17 protein-coding genes are annotated in these 19,322 nt (G+C 38.7%); 9 read left to right on the forward strand and 8 right to left on the reverse strand.

Annotated elements, in window-relative coordinates; genetic code table 11:
- Window positions 1-15: 15 nt before the first annotated feature.
- Together H2677_RS00780 and H2677_RS00785 are read right to left on the reverse strand one after the other, a co-directional pair.
- Window positions 16-939, reverse strand: a complete 924-nt coding sequence (locus tag H2677_RS00780) for a putative porin (protein ID WP_212638952.1) — start codon at window positions 937-939, stop codon at window positions 16-18.
- 253 nt (window positions 940-1,192) lie between these two features.
- The gene (locus tag H2677_RS00785; protein WP_004951331.1) at window positions 1,193-1,960 is read right to left on the reverse strand and encodes a putative porin; all 768 of its coding nucleotides are present in this window, start codon (window positions 1,958-1,960) and stop codon (window positions 1,193-1,195) included.
- A gap of 406 nt (window positions 1,961-2,366) precedes the next feature.
- On the opposite strand from H2677_RS00785, the gene prfB reads away from it, so the two are divergent.
- The 5 genes from prfB (at window position 2,367) to H2677_RS00810 (ending at window position 7,145) form a co-directional block, all read left to right on the forward strand.
- Window positions 2,367-3,462, forward strand: a protein-coding gene (gene prfB / locus H2677_RS00790; protein ID WP_099947891.1) for a peptide chain release factor 2 whose coding sequence is annotated in 2 segments (ribosomal slippage) — window positions 2,367-2,438 and window positions 2,440-3,462 — 1,095 coding nt in all. Because the reading frame shifts where the segments join, the coding sequence is not laid out codon by codon here.
- Window positions 3,463-3,623: 161 nt separating this feature from the next.
- Window positions 3,624-3,926 (forward strand): ArsR/SmtB family transcription factor, encoded by a 303-nt coding sequence (locus tag H2677_RS00795; protein WP_005403396.1) that lies wholly within the window; start codon window positions 3,624-3,626, stop codon window positions 3,924-3,926.
- 26 nt (window positions 3,927-3,952) lie between these two features.
- Complete coding sequence (locus tag H2677_RS00800; protein ID WP_005403395.1) at window positions 3,953-5,017, forward strand: alkene reductase; 1,065 nt, start codon at window positions 3,953-3,955, stop codon at window positions 5,015-5,017.
- Between the two features lie 101 nt (window positions 5,018-5,118).
- Window positions 5,119-6,438: a 3-deoxy-D-manno-octulosonic acid transferase gene (locus H2677_RS00805; RefSeq protein ID WP_212638953.1), complete on the forward strand. Its 1,320-nt coding sequence runs from the start codon at window positions 5,119-5,121 to the stop codon at window positions 6,436-6,438.
- The gene (locus H2677_RS00810; protein ID WP_212638954.1) at window positions 6,435-7,145 is read left to right on the forward strand and encodes a 16S rRNA (uracil(1498)-N(3))-methyltransferase; all 711 of its coding nucleotides are present in this window, start codon (window positions 6,435-6,437) and stop codon (window positions 7,143-7,145) included. The genes H2677_RS00805 and H2677_RS00810 overlap by 4 nt, the downstream gene beginning before the upstream one ends.
- Here H2677_RS00810 and H2677_RS00815 read toward each other — a convergent pair.
- Together H2677_RS00815 and H2677_RS00820 are read right to left on the reverse strand one after the other, a co-directional pair.
- Complete coding sequence (locus tag H2677_RS00815) at window positions 7,125-8,105, reverse strand: mechanosensitive ion channel family protein (RefSeq protein ID WP_004909876.1); 981 nt, start codon at window positions 8,103-8,105, stop codon at window positions 7,125-7,127. The two genes, H2677_RS00810 and H2677_RS00815, sit on opposite strands and share 21 nt — an antisense overlap.
- A 107-nt stretch (window positions 8,106-8,212) precedes the next feature.
- Window positions 8,213-8,782: a DUF805 domain-containing protein gene (locus H2677_RS00820; protein WP_004964904.1), complete on the reverse strand. Its 570-nt coding sequence runs from the start codon at window positions 8,780-8,782 to the stop codon at window positions 8,213-8,215.
- A 281-nt stretch (window positions 8,783-9,063) separates the two neighbouring features.
- Between H2677_RS00820 and acs the strand changes: the two genes are divergently transcribed.
- On the forward strand, window positions 9,064-11,007 hold the full coding sequence (gene acs / locus H2677_RS00825) for an acetate--CoA ligase (protein WP_212638955.1): 1,944 nt from the start codon (window positions 9,064-9,066) through the stop codon (window positions 11,005-11,007).
- A 54-nt stretch (window positions 11,008-11,061) separates the two neighbouring features.
- Here acs and H2677_RS00830 read toward each other — a convergent pair whose 3' ends face one another.
- Window positions 11,062-11,604, reverse strand: a complete 543-nt coding sequence (locus H2677_RS00830; RefSeq protein ID WP_212638956.1) for a cysteine hydrolase family protein — start codon at window positions 11,602-11,604, stop codon at window positions 11,062-11,064.
- A 102-nt stretch (window positions 11,605-11,706) separates the two neighbouring features.
- Here H2677_RS00830 and H2677_RS00835 point away from each other — a divergent pair, with 102 nt between their 5' ends.
- Window positions 11,707-12,120: an Lrp/AsnC family transcriptional regulator gene (locus H2677_RS00835; protein ID WP_212638957.1), complete on the forward strand. Its 414-nt coding sequence runs from the start codon at window positions 11,707-11,709 to the stop codon at window positions 12,118-12,120.
- Between the two features lie 73 nt (window positions 12,121-12,193).
- Here H2677_RS00835 and sfnG read toward each other — a convergent pair whose 3' ends face one another.
- Entirely contained in the window at window positions 12,194-13,306 is a 1,113-nt protein-coding gene (gene sfnG, locus H2677_RS00840; RefSeq protein WP_004964898.1) for a dimethylsulfone monooxygenase SfnG, read from the reverse strand.
- 22 nt (window positions 13,307-13,328) lie between these two features.
- A complete protein-coding gene (gene msuE, locus H2677_RS00845) occupies window positions 13,329-14,069 on the reverse strand; it encodes an FMN reductase (RefSeq protein WP_004909862.1) in 741 nt (246 codons plus the stop codon).
- A gap of 353 nt (window positions 14,070-14,422) precedes the next feature.
- On the opposite strand from msuE, the gene H2677_RS00850 reads away from it, so the two are divergent.
- The gene (locus tag H2677_RS00850) at window positions 14,423-15,073 is read left to right on the forward strand and encodes a response regulator (RefSeq protein WP_004909861.1); all 651 of its coding nucleotides are present in this window, start codon (window positions 14,423-14,425) and stop codon (window positions 15,071-15,073) included.
- A 116-nt stretch (window positions 15,074-15,189) separates the two neighbouring features.
- Here H2677_RS00850 and omp33-36 read toward each other — a convergent pair whose 3' ends face one another.
- Complete coding sequence (gene omp33-36, locus H2677_RS00855; protein ID WP_004951365.1) at window positions 15,190-16,059, reverse strand: porin Omp33-36; 870 nt, start codon at window positions 16,057-16,059, stop codon at window positions 15,190-15,192.
- 1,477 nt (window positions 16,060-17,536) lie between these two features.
- On the opposite strand from omp33-36, the gene H2677_RS00860 reads away from it, so the two are divergent.
- Window positions 17,537-19,258, forward strand: a complete 1,722-nt coding sequence (locus tag H2677_RS00860; protein WP_212638958.1) for a GGDEF domain-containing protein — start codon at window positions 17,537-17,539, stop codon at window positions 19,256-19,258.
- Window positions 19,259-19,322: the final 64 nt, after the last annotated feature.

Below are 19,322 nucleotides of genomic sequence, written 5' to 3' on the forward strand. Positions count from 1 at the left end.
CGGTTTTTAGAAAGATTAGTAGCGGAATGTGCCGTTAATTCCATACGAGTTCGCGCCGTCGATCCCTGTATAACCAATACCCACAGCAAATGTTGGGGTAAAGAATTTTTGCGCACGAATGCTGAAAATGGTATCTGCATCTTCAGCGGTTGAATCTGCAAATGCAATTCCGACACTGAGTGTTGGGTCTAGATAGAGATCAGCAGCTAAACGATATGTTGTCTCATCACCTATATAGCTCTGAGCTTCAAAATTGGTGTAATAACCTGCAATAGGTGAAACATACTTAGCACGAAGCGTAATCGCGGTGTCTTCATCTTCTTCGCCTGTGATAGCGACTGCATTTGAATAAGTTGTGATAAAGCCATATTGAGCAGCTTGAATAGGATCAAAACTTTTCGATAAATCTGCGACACCTACGGCAAGTAGCATCCCATGTGTTGGAAGAAAGCCTAGTTCAGCCGAATAACCATTGCCATCATCACTCGCAAATTTGTAAGACTCGTTATAGCTCTTTGCAATCGCTTCTATGTCGGTTCTATGCAGACTTCCTGAGATATAGAATTGCGTGTTGGGAATATAAAATTCACCATTAAGACCGATAGAGTTGAACTCTTGTTTGAAATCTACGTTTATTTGCGGTATTCCGCCAAAATTCACAAAAGAATAAATACCTGATTCTTCTGCATAGGTATAACCTAAGCCAATGTTTGATGTTTTATCTAAGAATGCCGCTTCCGCTAGTGGAGCATTACGTGTTTGAACTGGGTTAAAATAATATTTACCGTTTACACTTGCGGTGTTAACGCGATGGCTATCCATTTCGCTGTCTTTAATATATGTATATTCATAAGCACCCATGAGCTGAGTTTGGTATGCATTTGCATTTACACCGATGCAAGATGTTAATAGTGCAGTAATAAGACTTAATTTTTTCATAAAAACCTGACCCCTTGTTAAAATAATACGTGCTATTAATAAGTTATTGCGCGATGTAGTGTAGTGATATTTGAAAACACGTCAATAATGCTTAAATGAACAGTAAAATTTTATTGATATTTTTTTCGGCCCATTGGTTTGAGACTTAATTCTTTTTCTATGTACTTTTATCTAAGAAATTAAAAAAAGCCCTGATCTTAAAGAGCAGGGCTTTTGTATTTTCGTATGAAGTGATGTTTAGTCACTTTCTTATTTAGAAGCGATATGCACCACGGATACCATAGGTATTGTAGTCATCACCAAAACCAACACGACCTTCTAAACTTACTTGTTGATTTAGGAATTTCTTCGCAGAAATACCCCATTCATCACGTTTTGTGAGGTCATTGTTGTAATAATCTGCACCGACACTTAAGGTTTTGTCGAGATAGAAGTCACCTTTAACACCGTACTCGTCTAAATCACCAAATGCACCATAAGCTTCTAGGTTAACGTCATTCGCTCCAACCTGAGTGACGTATTTAGCACGAACTGTTGGGTCAGCGCCATCTTTACCATCTTTCTCATCGTATCCTTTAACACCAAGTGCAAGTAATAAACCTGGTGCTGGTAAATAACCTACCTCAGCACTATAAGTTGTTACTTTTTGATCGATTGGCAGGTTGTCTACTTCAAGTTCGTCACGACCTAAATTACCGCTTAAGTAAAAGTCACTGTTCGGAACGAAGTATTCAACACCAACACCGTATTGTGAGTTCTTCACACCGTCATTGTCGGCATAATTCACTTTTGCATTTACATTACTAGAGCGGTTCAAGAACGCTGCTTCAGCAAGGGGTGCATTACGTGTTTGGACTGGATTAAAGTAATAAGTCCCATCTACACCAAAACTATGTGTACTATCGAACTGATCCCAATCTGTATAAGTATATGAACCACCGACTTCAGCTTGATACGCATGTGCAGTACCTGTTACTGCCAAAGCAGATAAAAGTGCTGATGCAATTGCTAATTTTTTCATGGCTACTCCCCTTTGAGATAATGAACCAATTGAATGTTAATTACATGTTTTGTTACAACTCTCAGTCTAGTTAAAAACTTTAGCGGGTCAATCAAAGGAAAGTAATCAAACTGTACGAATGTAATTTTTGTGTAAAATTTAAAATATAAGATATTGATTTATATTTAATATTTAATAATGTTTTGATTTATTAAAACTTAGGAGAGATTGTGTGTTTAGGTAATTTTCGTGTATTTAAGCGACAATCTTGTCGCTAGATGTTTCAAAGTACGATTATTTTGTTTCAGTATTTCTGATAAAAAAGTAGTAAATCTATAAGAAAAACACTTTAAAAGGTTATGGCTGTGTCGCATAAAGCACTTATGTTAAAATATTAGGTTAGGTGAAAATTTGTGAGAACAGACGCGTGGAAATCAATCCGTATTTAATCCAATTGAAAGATTTATCTGATCGTAGCCAAACACTACGGGGGTATCTTTGACTACGATCTAAAAGCAGAGCGTTTAGAAGAAGTTTTAAGAGAATTAGAAGACCCTGCGATTTGGAATGACCAAAGTCGTGCGCAAGCAATTGCAAAAGAAAAGGGCAGTTTAGAAAATACTTTAGGTGTATTTGATCGTCTTGCAGAACAGCTAGATGATGCAAAAGCGATGCTTGATCTGGCTGTTGAAGCCGATGATGAAAGCTTACTTGAAGATGTGCAAGCAGAATTGGATAGCGCTGAACAAGCTCTTGGGAACCTCGAATTCCGTCGTATGTTTAGTAATCCGATGGATCCAAACCCATGCTTCCTTGAAATCCAATCTGGTTCGGGTGGTACAGAGGCACAAGACTGGGCTTCGATGTTATTACGTATGTATATGCGTTGGATCGAGCGTCATGGTTTCAAAGCAGAACTGATGGAAGTTTCTGATGGTGACGTGGCGGGTATTAAATCAGCGACGATTCGAGTTGATGGTGAATTTGCTTATGGTTGGTTACGTACAGAAAGTGGTGTACACCGTTTAGTTCGTAAATCTCCATTCGATAGTAATAATAACCGTCACACTTCATTCTCTGCCGTATTCGTTTCACCAGAGATTGATGACAATATCGAAATTGATATCAATCCATCAGATGTCCGTACGGATACCTATCGTGCATCAGGCGCGGGTGGTCAGCATATTAACAAAACTGACTCAGCTGTTCGTCTGACTCACGCGCCAACAGGTATTGTGGTTGCATGTCAGAACCAACGTTCACAACATGCCAACCGTGACCATGCGTGGAAACAACTACGTGCCAAACTCTATGAGTTAGAAATGAGCAAGCGCAACGAAGCAGCTCAGGCGCTCGAAGATTCTAAATCGGATATTGGCTGGGGAAGTCAGATTCGCTCTTATGTACTTGATGACTCACGTATTAAAGACTTGCGCACAGGTGTCGAAAACTCCAATACAAAAGCAGTGCTTGATGGGGATTTAGACAAGTTTATTGAAGCGAGTTTAAAACAAGGTCTGTAAGTTTTATCCAATAAAAACGGCAATCTCGTTCAGCTCTCGACCCTTAATCGAAAAAATATGATATTAATATCGAAAAAAATAGATATTAATATTTATAAAATTCGATATACTGGGTTGAGATGCTGAACAAAGCTTTGCCTGTTGAGAAACGTGGTGAGTCTATGGATATTGATGTTATAAGCAAAGCCTTAGCCAATCCGTTGCGTCGACAGATTTTGCAATGGCTAAAAGAGCCTGAGCAATTTTTACCTGTACAAGAATGTGGTGGCAGTTTTGAACGCGGCGTATGTGCAGGACACATCGAACGTTTAGGAAAGGTTGCTCAATCGACCATGTCAAATCATCTGTCTGTATTACAGCAAGCAGGTTTGATTAAGGTTGAGAAATATGGGCAATGGTCATATTTTACGCGTAATGAAGCTTTGATTCAGCAATACATCGAACATTTAAAACAAACACTTTAAAGTAACAAGTGTAAGTTGAGGCGATTATGGCTGAGTTAAATTCTGCATTGCAAGTCGGTGACTTTACAATCAAGAACCGTTTGGTTTTAGCACCGTTAACAAGAGCACGTAGCGGTGAACAACGTATCCCAAATGATCTGATGGTTGAATATTACCAACAACGTGCTAATGCAGGTCTGATTATTACTGAAGCGACTGTGATTAGCCCGAAAGCGGTAGGTTATGCCAATACCCCAGGTTTATGGTCACAAGAACAAGCGCAAGCTTGGAATAAAATCGTAAAAGCCGTGCATGCGCAAGGTTCAAAAATTGTCGTTCAGTTATGGCATGTAGGACGTATTTCACATCCAGACTTATTGGATGGTGATACACCTGTCGCACCAAGTGCAATCCAGCCAGCAGGGGAAGTGAGTTTACTTCGTCCGAAACGCCCGTTTGTGACACCTAGAGCTTTATCGCACGAAGAAATTCAAGAAATTGTAGCTGAGTATAAACACGCTGCTGAACTTGCAAAGGCTGCAGGTTTTGATGGTGTTGAGCTGCATGCTGCCAATGGATATCTAATCGATCAATTCTTGCAAAGTAAAACCAATACTCGTGAAGATGAATACGGTGGTTCAATTGAGAACCGTGCACGTTTGTTGTTGCAAGTCGTTGATGCATTTATTGAAGTATGGGGTGCAGGTCGTGTCGGTGTACATTTAGCGCCACGTGCTGATTCTCATGATATGGGTGATGATAATCCATTAGCAACTTTTGGTTATGTCGTTGAGCAATTGGATCAGCGTAATGTTGCGTTTATCTTTACTCGCGAGTATGAAGCTGAAGATAGTTTACAACCAAAGTTGCGTCCTAAATTCAAAGGTGCTTGGATTGCCAACGAAAAATTAACGCCAGATTCAGCCAAACGTATTTTAGCGACTGAACAAGCGGATGCAGTTGCATTTGGTTTAGCATATATCGCAAATCCTGATTTATTCGAGCGTTTGGAAAATGATCTACCGCTTAATCAGGTTCAATTCGATACCTTGTATGGTCCGAGTGCCGAAGGTTATACGGATTATCCTGTTTTTGAACAACTCGAAGCTTAAGTTGTTTTTAGAATTACTCATGTCATTTACCAAAATGGCATGAGTTTTTTTTTGAAATTCCGCATAATGTGCTGAAATCAAATCGAAATATATGGTCTAGGATGGCGCAGGAAATCGCAGCACAACAAACACCATTTTGGTATAACATTTTATTGGCTTGTCTCAAGCCTTTATACCGCTGGAAAATAAAACAACGTGCTGAAAGCGAAGAGCTCTTTCAACAAGAATGCCTTGAGCGTTTTGGACCATTTCAAACGCCAAAAAACCTGCATACGATCTGGTTCCATGTGGTTTCTGTAGGTGAAACCAATGCTGCACAACCTCTTATCGAGCATTATTTAAAATTAGGTCATCCTGTCTTAGTGACCAATACCACAAAAACGGGACAAGCCCGTGCCAAATCACTTTTTCTTAAAGCACCCTACTTAGCGTTATTTCAAGCTGTATATTTGCCTGTTGATCAAAAACCATTACTCAAGCAATTTTTTGATTTGTATCAGCCGAAGCTACTCGCTTTAGTTGAAACTGAGATTTGGCCAAATTTAATTGCCCAAGCGAAACAGCAACAGATTCCATGTATTTTGCTTAATGCACGTCTTTCCGAAAAATCCGCCAAAGGCTATGCCAAGGTGAGTCGACTTACCCAAGCCATGTTGCAACAATTAACCTGGATGTTGGCGCAAGATCAAGCGACACAGCAACGCTATGTGGATTTAGGATTAGAGAAAGCCAAAAGTCAGGTTGTTGGAAATATTAAATTTGATATTAGTGCTCCAACCTCCTTTATTGAGCAAGCTGAACAGTTAAAACAGGAATGGCAGTTAGAGAAACGCCAAATAATTACTTTAGCCAGCACACATGCACCTGAAGAAGAACAGTTACTTAAACAGTTACAGCCACATTTAAATTCAAACCCTCATTTGTTGTGTATCGTTGTACCACGTCATCCAGAGCGTTTTGATGAGGTACATAAGATCTGCCAAACCCTGAATTTAAATACGCAGCGGCGTAGTCTTAAACAAGAGATTACAGCGGATACACAGGTATATCTTGCAGATAGTATGGGTGAGATGTGGTTATGGTATGCATTAAGTCAGGCATGTTTTGTTGGTGGTTCACTCAATGAGCCAGGAGGTGGGCACAATATCTTAGAACCAATGGTTTTAGATGTACCCACTGTGATTGGCCCTCGCTATTTTAATTTTCAAACGATTGTCGATGAGTTTGTGACGGAACAAGGGATCTTTGTTGCTGAAAATGCTGAACTAGTTATACAAAATCTGATGAGTTGCCTAAATCATCCAGAGCAAAGCCAGCGATTGATTCATCAAGCTGAATTGGTGTTACAACGCAATAAAGGCTCATTGCAAAAACATATTCAATTAATTGACCATTATTTAGCGCAACGAACTGCTTCATGAATATCGTTTTACTGAACGCTAACCAAGATTGCTCAAGTGATATTTGGTCAATCGAGGATCAACGTCAAATCAAGCACTTGAATCAACATCTTCAATTAAAGGCTGGAGATACTTTAAAGGTAGGCGTTCGTGATGGTCAGCGTTATCTCACTGAGGTGCAGAGTATTACAGCACAGCAGATTATGCTAAGACCCATTCAAACAGAAAGTGTGTCGAATAAACTCCCTGTGCATTTGATCTTAGCCTTACCTCGCCCCAAAGTGTTGCGACGGATGATTATGGATGCGGTGACGCTGGGTGTGGAGCGCATAAGTTTGATTCATAGCTATCGGGTTGATAAAAGTTATTGGCAAAGTCCTTTTCTGCAACAGCTCGATGATTATGTGACACTCGGCTTAGAGCAAGCTGGCGATACGATTGTTCCTGAAATTCAACTCTACAAACGGTTTAAACCTTTTGTTGAAGATGTCTTACCGACTTTGATCTCAGAGCAAAGACCTGCTTATGTCGCACATCCTTATGCAGAACAATCGATGCCCCATGCGATAGCTCATGGCTGTAATTTAATTGTAGGGCCAGAGGGTGGGTTTATACCGTACGAAATTGAGTTACTCAAAAAAAATGGTTGCCAAGCAATGAGTCTAGGCAACCGAATTTTGCGAACTGAAACAGCGGTATCGAATATCTTAGGTCGTTTGTTTGTCTAAATTTTCGGTGTTATCTGATTGATCACCGCGATAGACTTTGACTTCTTGCACAGGGTAAGGAATCGAAATCCCTTTCTCATCAAAAGCCGTAACAACCAATTCTTGAATTTCACTGATCGATGCAGAGGTCGATGTCTCGGTGGTGTTGACCCACCAACGCACGGTTAAATTAATTGAGAAATCCGCCAAAGCAGTGACATTTACAGAAAAAGCAGGCTGACTGAGTACAGTCATATTATTATTCAGGATATCCAGAATAATTTTCTTAGCCTTTTGCATGTCATCTTCATACCCAATTCCTACAACAAACTCGCAGCGGCGACGTTGATACGCACTGTTCACAATAACAGCGCTGGTATATACCGTCGCGTTTGGAATCACGATGCGACGACCATCGGGAGAGCGTAAAAATGTTGCACGAATTTGGATATCTTCAACATTTCCTTCCAAACCATTGACTACGATATCGTCACCGATACGGAAAGGTTCACTGAGCAAGATTAAGATTCCTGACAGTAAGTTTTGGAAAATATCTTTAAAGGCAAAACCAATTGCTACCGAACCAATTCCAAGAGCACCAATCAATTGACTCGGTGTAAAACCTGGAATTGCGATCACAAGTGCGATTAGAAAACCAAAGAAAATAATAAAGGTACTTCCGACACGGTTTAATACCAACACCAAATTTTGACGCGTGTAAGTTCGATTTTCCAAGGTTTTACGAATAAACAATTTAAATAGTTTGGTCAGTAACCAGAAAATGATAAAAACGACCAAGGCAATACAAATATAAGGAACACGTTCCCAGAAACTGTCCATGATCTTATCGATGGTCGTATATGCATCTTGATATTTTTCAGTGTGTGCCAATACAGTTTGCGTTGTTTTGGCACCTGCTTGGTGAATCAATTCGCCAGTATCTTTTGCGACATCAGTCAATGTCGGTTGTTCATTTGCCACAAGAAAATCTCTATTTCGCAAAGTTGGGTGTGATGAGGAACGCAATCATAATAAATTTATCGTCAGCACGCATGAAAAATTCGTTAACAGTAGCGATTGATGTCGATTTAGAAATATTCGGTTGTGTTTTGAATCATCTGTGTCGGCGCATCCCAAAAATCAGGACTTGCGAAATAATAAGCAAAAATAAACATGCCGAAAATCATAAATAGACTGAGGAGAATCATGATCCAAGCGAGTAATTTTTCCCAAGTTCTTGATGGGCGAACATCCCCATAATCGTTTCGGTGAGGTGTTCCTGCTGCAAGTAATACATAGAGAGTGAAAACTAATTGGATAAATGGCACCAGTAATAACAAGCTTAACCAACCTGTTTTATTCAAATCATGTAAACGTCGAATAAGAAAAACGATTTGAAAATAAAAAGCGAGAAACCATGAAATCACTAGTGCGAGTACCGCAATGCCTGAAAATGCAGGCATGATAGGATCATTTACATTGACACTGTTGATGCTCAATTGACCTGCAAAGACAATAATACAAATGAAGGTGGCGAGATAAACGATGGTCAGTAACCCATACCAACCCAAATAACTTAGACGATTAAAACGTCCTTTAGGTGACAGTGGATTATCTTTTACTAAAGCATTACGACCAGTGGATGAAGAGTCAAACATTACAGATACCTATTTTTTTGATTATTTAATCTTTAAATCTATGCATAATGATCAAAATATTCACTTATTTTAAAAAGAAAAAGCATAGACAAGCTGTTAAATTTTAAATTATTTTGAGTAAATTTTTGAAATAAAATTGGTTGTAAAACAATAACAGTCCTACGACCAAAGCCGAATTGTTTGCTCTTGTTAATGGTGACCATACTGCAAGAGAAAACAAAACATACCAATGCTAGATGAGTATATCTAAGGTATGAAATAAAAAACCAAGGAAGTGAGCTATGAAAGAAATCTACCCAGTGCCAGAGAAATTTAAAGAAACGGCAAAAATCTCGGAAACAGACTATTTCAAACGTTATCAGTACTCTATCGAGCAGCCAGATGCATTCTGGGCTGAAGAAGCGAAAAAGGTCGATTGGATCAAGCCTTTTACCCAAGTGAAAAATACTAGTTTTCAACAGGACAATTTCAAGATCGAATGGTTTGCAGATGGGGAGTTGAACGTCTCCGCAAACTGTTTGGATCGCCATCTAAAAACCAACCCTTTAAAGCCTGCCATTATTTGGGAAGGTGATCATCCATCACGTCATAAAATTATTTCTTTTGCTGAGTTACATGACGAAGTATGCCGCTTCGCTAATGTATTGAAAAAGCAGGGCATCGTGAAGGGTGATCGTGTCGTTTTATATATGCCAATGGTGCCTGAAGCAGCAATTGCGATGTTGGCTTGTGCACGTATTGGGGCAGTCCATTGTGTAGTGTTTGGTGGTTTCTCACCCGACTCATTGGCGAGTCGTATTGAAGATAGCCAAGCAAAATTAGTGATTACTGCAGATGCTGGCATGCGCGGTGGCAAGCTTATTCCATTGAAAGAGAATGTAGATGCTGCTTTGCAAATCAAAGGGACAGAAAGTGTTGAACATGTAATCGTGGTTCATCGTACTGGAAACCCAATTCAATTCAATGATGATCGTGACGTTTGGTACCACCTTGCCATCATGGAAGTGGATGAGCATTGCCCACCTGAACCGATGAAAGCGGAAGATCCTCTATTCATTCTCTATACCTCAGGTTCTACAGGCAAACCAAAAGGGGTATTACATACCACGGGTGGTTATTTAGTTTATGTGAACACCACATTTAGAGAAGTCTTTGATCTAAAAGAAGATGATGTGTACTGGTGTACTGCTGATGTGGGTTGGATTACAGGACATAGCTATTTGTTGTATGGTCCATTAAGCAATGCAACCACCACAGTAATGTTTGAAGGAATTCCTCAATACCCAACATGGGCACGTATCGGGCATGTAATTGATAAACATAACGTTACCATTTTATATACTGCACCAACTGCGATTCGCGCGATGATGCGTGAAGGTGATGCCTATGTCCGTGAAAGTGATCGCAGCAGTTTACGTTTGCTTGGTTCGGTGGGTGAACCAATTAACCCTGAAGCATGGAACTGGTATCACGAAGTAGTCGGTGAAGGTCGTTGCCCAATTGTCGATACATGGTGGCAAACTGAAACAGGTGGTATTCTAATTTCACCATTACCAGGTGCAACTGCACTCAAACCAGGCTCTGCTACACGTCCATTGTTTGGTGTGCAACCTGCTTTAGTTGATGGTGAAGGCAAAGAGTTAGAGGGTGCAGCAGAAGGGAATCTTGTGATTAAAGATTCTTGGCCAGGTCAAATGCGTACGATTTGGGGTGACCCGCAGCGTTTTATCGAAGCTTATTTCTCAACTTTTAAAAACTGCTATTTCACAGGAGATGGTGCACGCCGTGATGCTGATGGCTATTACTGGATTACTGGACGTGTAGATGATGTGCTGAATGTTTCAGGACACCGTTTGGGAACAGCAGAAATTGAAAGTGCGCTAGTTGCGCATGAGGCAGTCGCTGAAGCGGCGGTCGTTGGTATGCCACATGATATTAAAGGACAAGGAATTTGTACTTTTGTCACTTTGCAGGCTGATGTTGCAGAATCTGAAGAACTTCGTAAGGAGCTCGTGGATTGGGTACGTAAAGTACTTGGTCCTGTGGCGACACCAGATGCTTTGCATTGGGCGCCTGCTTTACCCAAAACACGCTCAGGTAAGATCATGCGTCGTATCTTGCGTAAGATCGCGGCTAATGAGTTAGATAGCTTAGGAGATACTTCAACATTGGCTGAGCCAGCAGTGGTGGAAAATCTGATTGCAACGGTTTATCCAAATCGTTGAATTTAAAATATCTGGAAAGAGCGTTCATCTGAACGCTCTTTTTTATTTTCCTGCTTACTGATTGTTAAGGAAATCAGAGGTATCTTGTACTTTTGCAAAAACATTCAGAGCTGATAAAAACGCTGACTGTACATCCGATGCTTTGATGATGGAGTCTTTATATTCTAGATCACGAGTTGCTGTTGCATCGGCAATTAATATTGGTTGATAGCCAAGCTCACATGCGGCACGTGTACCTGAATCTATACACATATGCGTCATCATGCCTGTAATCACCAGTTGTTCGATCTGAAGCTTTTGAAGCACTGATTGAAGATTTGTTTCCAAGAAACTATTCGGAAAATGCTTTTGTACAACGAGTGATGAGTTGCTAAGTAAGAGTTTAGGATGTAATTCAACACCCAGCGTATTTTCAAGGAAAAAGCCCGCAGATGCAGGGTTGATATGTTGAACATAAATAATCGGTAAATTGTTTTGATTAAAGTAATGTTCTAATTGATTAATTTTTTCTAAAGCATGCTCTGGATTCACTAATTCCATTTTGCCATCTTTAAAATAATCATTTTGAACGTCGATAATGAGTAGTGCTTGTTTCATTTTAAATGTCCCAATAGGAGATAAAACAAGCTTAGGGAGATGATGAAAAATCAGCTATAGTCTGATGAAAGCTTTGAATCCTATTTTCTTTCGTAATGAAAAATGAATATTGAACTTGATCCAATTGATTTAAAAATTATTGCGTTACTCAAACAAGATTCACGTCTGACTCATAAGCAGATCGGGCAACACGTGCATCGTACAGGGCAAGCTGTAGGTGCTCGAATCGCACAACTGATGGATGCGGGTATTATTAGGAATTACACCATCACGATAGGTTATGAATATAAACAATTCATTCAACTGTTCTTAAATGAACAACAGGCTTTTACAGAGATTGAGCAACTGGTCAAGCAATATCCGCAGATTGATGAATGTTTTAAAACCTTAGGAAATGGCTGCTACATGATTGTGAGTCATTTTAATCCATCCCAATTAAATCAGTTTATAGAGAAATTATCGCAGTGGAGTCGCTATTCAGTTGAAACTGTGATGCGAGAAATAGAGCTTCACTAAAATAAAAATCCCCAAGCCGAGTCTTGAGGAAAAGGTTTTTTACTCTTTCTTTTTCTTCTTATATCACAGTGTGTCAAGCTGATTTGGCAGGTACTTGCAAGTGTTGTAATTGCTGCTGTTCGATTTGTCGAACCAAAGGTAGAACGTTTTCACCGAAATACTCAACCTCTTCAATGAAATGCAGAAAGCCTGACAGGATGAGATCGACGCCTACGTTTTTTAAATCCACGATTCGTTCAGCTATCTGCTGTGGTGTACCGATCAAGTTAGTTTTAAAACCATCGTTGTATTGCACGAGATCATCAAAGGTTGATTTAGCCCAATTTCCTTCTTGTTCTGGTGCTGCTGCACCTGCTTCACGCGTTGCATCACCAAATGCATTGACTGCTTCGACATTTGCCTTAGCGATGATTTCATTCAGCACGGCTTGAGCTTCTTGCTCCGTATCACGTGCAATAATAAAAGCATTCACTCCGATTTTCACATGGCGATTTTCGAGTTTTGCTTTGGCACGGACATCATCAATCTGTTTCTTAATCTCTGCAACGCTATTCCCATTGGTAAAATACCAATCAGAAACACGAGCTGCCATGTCTCGTGCGGCGCGTGAACTACCACCTTGAAAGACTTCGATATAGGGTTTCTGTGCTGGCTTTGGTTTTAGCGTATAGTTTTGAAATTGGTAATATTTACCTTCAAAACTATAATTATCTGTAGTCCAAATGCCTTTAAGGGTACGAATAAACTCTTCAGAACGGATATATCGTTCATCATGCTCAGGCCAAGGTTCACCGATTGCATCAAATTCTCCACGGAACCATCCACTGACCACATTAATGGCAATACGACCTTGAGTTAAATAATCAATCGTTGCCAATTGCTTTGCTGCAAGTGCTGGTTTCCACGGCCCTGGCAAAATCGCCGCAATCACTTTGAGCTTCTCTGTTTTTGCCAACAAAGCGTGACTAAAGCTCACCGATTCATGCTGATTTTCTGCACCATAGCCCGCAGTAAAACGGATTTGAGTGAGTGCATATTCGAAACCATTTTTTTCTGCTGTTTGCGCCAAACGAATGTTGTAGTCATAGCTCCAGTCAGTACGTTGTTCAATTGTACTGACCACTAAGCCACCACTTACATTTGGAACCCAATATGCAAACTTAATTTCTGATGATTGCAAAGACATAGATTTCCCTCCCTCAGGTCACTTATGCAACCTGAGTTAAATTTTTATTAGATTTCTGATGTAAACGTGATTCCGCAGCATCTAAATCAGGGACAGCAGCTGATGGGAGAACTTCGGCTTGTTCAATTTGTTTATTAATGCCGAGATTCTGATTGGCCTGTTCAGTTTTTGCTTTGATAACTTCGGCACGTTTGCCTTTGGCGGGTGCCCATTCCAAAATAGGCAGGGCTCGTGCTACAGCCAAGGTGACTCGATCCGCCAATTGTTCACTTTTAACAGTATATTCTGGGGTAAAGTCACGATCAGTTGCATAAACCCCGATAGGTAAGGTTTGTGCTTGGAAAAAGCTAAATAACGGGCGTAATTGATGTTCTAGTACCAAAGCATGGCGGTCGCTTCCTCCTGATGCAGCCAACAAAACAGGTACATCAACTAAAGCGGTTTGCTCTACGAAATCAAAAAAGTGTTTAAACAACCCTGTAAATGAAGCACGGTAAACAGGTGTTCCCACGATCAATGCATCAGCAGCTTCAACTGCAGCTAAATCATCTTGGACACGTTGTGGTAACTGATTTCGATAGATGGCACCTCCTAATAAAGGACCTATCTCACTGAGTTTAATAAAATGCACATTGATCTGAGTTGCCTCCGCAAGTTCATCCAAAATTGCTTGTACCAAGCTTTCTGTTTTTGATGGGCTATTTAAGCCACCTGAGACCGCAACAATATTTAAGGGAGTAGAAAGGTTATTTTGATGTGACATGGATAAACGCCTAAATCAGCAATAAGGAATTGCTATTTATTTATCTATAGCTCGTGTCGACTGTAAAATAAGGAAATGCTGCAAGCTTATCTGTTTTAAATATAAGTTGAAAAATCACGTTTTGAAGCAAATTAAATGAATTTAATGCTCTGTTTCTATTCGCTATTTCGGTATAGTAGTTTGGGAATGATCTAGGTTGTGTGAGTTATATCATTATCTGATTTATTTTTCATATTTGCGAAATAAATAAGTTTTGATGCTCTTACAACAGTTTATTTCAAAAATAGGCTAAGATAGATTAGATTTGAATAAACACCGTACAGTGACGTACTTGCAGATTGCGTAAAGCGCTTATGAATATTTTAATTGTAGACGACCATCCGTTATTTAGACACGCTTTGATTCAAGCGGTTCGTTATAGCATTCCGCAGGCACAAATTCAGGAAACTGCGGATGTTGATGAATTTTATGAACGCTTAGAACATGGTGCAGAGCCAGATTTAGTTTTGTTGGATTTAAATCTACCAGGTGCCTCTGGTTTTTCTGCGTTGGTATATGTGAGAGCGCAATATCCTGCAATTCCTATCATTGTTGTTTCTGCACATGAAGAAACCTCCATCATTCAGCGTGCGATTGCACATGGTGCGATGGGTTATATTCCAAAATCATCTCATCCAAGTCATATTGGTGAAGCTATTAAACATGTTTTGGAAGGTGAGATTTGGTTACCTCCAAATCTACCAACACATTCAGGTTTTGATCCTCGCGCTGCCGATGAAACGGCTTTGGCAGAACGTTTACAATCACTCACACCACAACAGTTTCGTGTGTTGATGATGGTTGCTGAAGGCTTGTTGAATAAACAAATTGCTTATGAGCTAGATGTATCAGAGGCGACGATTAAGGCGCATGTGACAGCAATTTTCCGCAAATTAGGCGTACAAAACCGTACGCAGGCAGTACTTGCGATTAGTGCATTAAATATCGAAGATAAAAAGATGTAATTAACAAGTTGAATAACTCATTCGGTTATTCAAATGCTTAAAGACAATAAAAAACCCAGTTCATATGAACTGGGTTTTTTATGCATAGATGCTTAATTAGAACATCTATGACTGCATTAGAAGCGTACTTTAGCGTTTAAGCCAACAGTTTGCATATCTGCATCAGAACCAACAGCATTAGCATTTAAGTAGCTTGCACCAACAGCGATCGCTGGAGTGATGAAGTAATTTACGTTCACGCCCCAAGCTGAGTCTGGTGAACCAGCAAAGCTAGATTCAGCGTAAGAAACGCCAGCGCTAAGTTGAGAGTTTAAATACAAATCAGTTTTTAACTCGTATGCAGTGTCTTCACCATAAACGATACCTGTTTCGAAACCGATTGACATTGGAGTACCATCGATAGCACCAACGTATTTAGTACGAGCAGTGATTGCATCTTGGTCATCAGCGATAGTCGCTGTTTCACCAACTGCTTTACCAAAACCTTTATTTAAGATTTTGAAAGTATCCAAAGATGTTTGTTCAACAACGTTCGTATAACCTACAGCAACAAGGAAGTTAGGAGCGATTACCGAACCAAATTCAACAGCCCAACGCTGACCACGGTCATCATTAAGACCATATTTACCGTCATTGTCAGTCGCGCTATAGCTTAAGCTTGCATACGCTGGTGTATATGGAGTTGGTACATAAGCTTCAGCTTTAACACCTACGTTTTGAGATTTAACTTCGTCAAGATTAGCAAAGTTATAACCTAGAGATACGTTAGAAGCTTGGTTAACAAAAGCTGCTTCAGCTAAAGGACCTTTAGAAGCATCTACATTTTTGAAGTAGTAAGTTGCTTGTCCGCCAACAGTGTAATTATTAAAATCTCTGTTTTCATCGTTAGAATCTAGAGCTTCAGACTGACCTTGTATTTCGAATTGGTAAGCGTGAGCACCGGTCATGGCTAATACTAAAGCAGTGGCTAAACCGAGTTTTTTCATAATAATTTCCAGCTTTAACAGTAGTGAATAAAGTTGAGTCATTGTATTGTAACAAAATATGATGTCAATGTAATAAATCTGAGAACCCGATGAACGATCATAGTGCACTCAGTTGCTGATCAAAATACATACAATTGTGTGTAGTGTTGTCAACCTATATTGAAGTTTATATCTTACAAATAGATAGATTCAAAATAGTGAATCGAAACACATATTATGATGGGTTCATAATTTACCATTTTAATTGATAAATACGATTGTATTAATCTAATTTATCAATTATTGGTTTCTTAAAACTGTCATAATTGGCTGGAAAAAGTGTGTTCAAAATCTATTTTTTTTACAAATTGGAATGATAAATCATATTTTTTAACAGTAGTTCGGGGCAAGGTTTGCTATTTAATAGAATATTTAATTGAACAGTGTTGTTTTGTTATTCCAAAAAACGATCAAAAAAAGAATCCTGATCTATTTAATCGACTTTACATTTGGAGACTTAGTTCACATAATTGCGCCCAAGAGATATTTGTTTAGCATTCTATCTCATAACATTTTCTTGAGTATTCGATGTTTAAAAGCATCTGATTTTACTAGCTCGGCTTTCCCCAAGGCTGAGCTTTTTTTTATCAATTTTTTAGTGTAGGAAATTTGATTTATAAGTTGTTCAAATAAAAAATTATTTATAAATCTATGAAATAGCTGTTCGATCAACTGTTTAATCAGCTTCAGACATCATGTTGTAAGACAAAGTATGACAATATTAAAAAAACCACATGCAGTTAGTTTTTAAAAATAATATTAAAATAGCAATATCTCAATGACCGATATTCAAGATGTTGAAAGCGCTTCGATTGCATTTGGTATAAATTTATATTGATAATTAATAACATATACCACATGGTTAATAACTAGATTATCTGGGGTATATATTATTTTTCCGTGGTGTTTATATTCTGCTTTAGTTTTTGGTTTTGATGGTTTTTTAGTAAATTAATAATAAAAAAGACCCAACCCTATGAGGTGGGTTGGGTATGAGAAGAAGGATGTTTGATCATTGGGAGAAACATCCTTGAGGAATTTGTATCAAATTGCTTAATTTCTTATCTAAATTGATTGTGTCTCTTTTTACTTAATTAGGGAAATTGATAATATTTATCTTCAGAATTTGTTTTTTCGATTATTTGTTTTTTAATTAAATCAATAGCTTAAAATTTTTTTGCTGTGTCGAATGATAAAGAGACTATTCATTTTTTATAAATACTTGTAAATACACCAGAGTATTGTTAAAACTAAACTAGTTTAATTATTTTAAAGTGTTATTTTAATAAAATGAAATTTAAAAAGTTGCATATTATTCTTTGATTATAAAAGTCTCAAAATTAATTGGAATCATATCAGCGCAAATTAAAATTAAGGTAAGATTAATATTCTCAAGAAATCAAATAGGATGAATTTTTGAAAAGAGCAGGATGTCTTCATGGAACGTAGTTTGAAACGTGTTAAATTACGTTCAGAGCAGATTAGCCTTCGTCTATTTTCTTGCATGGTCGTGATTATTTTTTCGATCTTATACATTTCTATTCCATTAATAATTCATAGTTATCAAGATTATATAAAAACTCAACAAGTATTATCAGAAATCACAAGTTTGCGGGCCTTAGTAAAAACAGCCAATAAGATTTCAAGAGAGCGAGCGCCTGCCAATAAGCTCATGTCGAGTACGCCTGATGAGCTTCAGCAACATCAAAAGGAGTTGAAAGAATTTAGACTGGTTGTCGATCAGCAAATTGATGAGGCGATTACAACACTTCATCAAGCTGGTTTTAACTCTATCGCGACGGCTTTAAATTCTGATTTAAAAACTCAATTAGCACAGTCACGAAAAGTCGTTGATGACTATGCTCTGATCCCTCCAAAACAACGTAATGCAGCAGAATTAGATCATGCGATAGCTTCCATGTTCGCTGCATGGGATAAGACACGTGAATATCTGAGTGCTTTGATGCTAGAAGCAAAAAGTAAAGACAGTAAGATGTCAAATTACTTTATTTCTATTGTTGTTTTAACGGATATGCGTGATCAAGCGGGTCGCGTAGCATCTAATATCATGGCACCTGTGACGTTTAAGCAAACGATATCAGATATTAATCGTGCTCGATCATTACAAACTCAACATCAAGCCAGATATCTATGGTCTTTGGTTGATACGATTCAGCCTGAACAAACCAAAACTACAGAATATTATCGTTTACATCGACGTGTAAAAACGGAGTTTCTTGATCAGGGATTACCACTGATCTCAAGATTATTAGATGAGAGTGCGAAGAAACAAACATATTCACTTACAGGAACGCAACTCACGGAGCAAATTGTAGATAAATTTATTACGGTGATGGATCTACAAAATTATATTTTGGATAGCAGTATCCAAGTAGCATATGAGCAAAATAGAAAAGCGAAACAACAACTGATTTTTACATTGTGTATGACCAGTCTTTCATTGCTGACTGCTCTATTTATTATGATTTATACCAAGCGGAAGGTATTTATGCCTTTAATTAGGGCTCGGCAAATGATCTTACGCTTATCTAACACATCCTATGAAGACCTGCATACGAAAGCATCAAAACAGGAATTTGCTTCATTATTCGAAGCGATCGATCGTTTAAAAGCGATGTTAAAACAACGAGACATGATGGAGTCTCAGTTGAAGAAAATTGCGAACTCCGATGTGCTGACTGGTGTAGCGAATCGCTTAGCTTTGGATGAATACATTCGGGTTTTGGAAAGTCGCCCAAATGCCTTTTCTAAAACAGGTGTGATCGTGATTGATATTGATAACTTTAAGTTGGTCAATGATCAGTATGGTCATATTGTGGGTGATCAGGTGATTACAATGATCGCGGATCAATTGAAGCATAACGTAAGGGCATCTGATCTGATTGTGCGTTATGGTGGTGATGAGTTTTTAGTGGTTATTGAAAATATTCAGTTAGATGCAGCTAAGCATATTGCGGAAAGTATTCGTACTGAAATCGCTAGTCAGTTTATAGAGGTTTCGAGTTTAGATGAATCCATCCAAGTATCGGTAAGTATTGGAGTTGCTGTCGGAGCAGAAAGCTGGCTTGAACTGCTAGAAAATGCGGATCAATCGATGTTAAGAGCGAAGGCTAAAGGGAAGAATGTGGTGGAGGGATAAATAATTTTGTCCATTAAATAAAAAACGGTGAATTGATCACCGTTTTATCATTAAAATACAATAA

It is taken from the genome of Acinetobacter junii (assembly GCF_018336855.1).
GTDB classification, from domain to species: domain Bacteria; phylum Pseudomonadota; class Gammaproteobacteria; order Pseudomonadales; family Moraxellaceae; genus Acinetobacter; species Acinetobacter junii.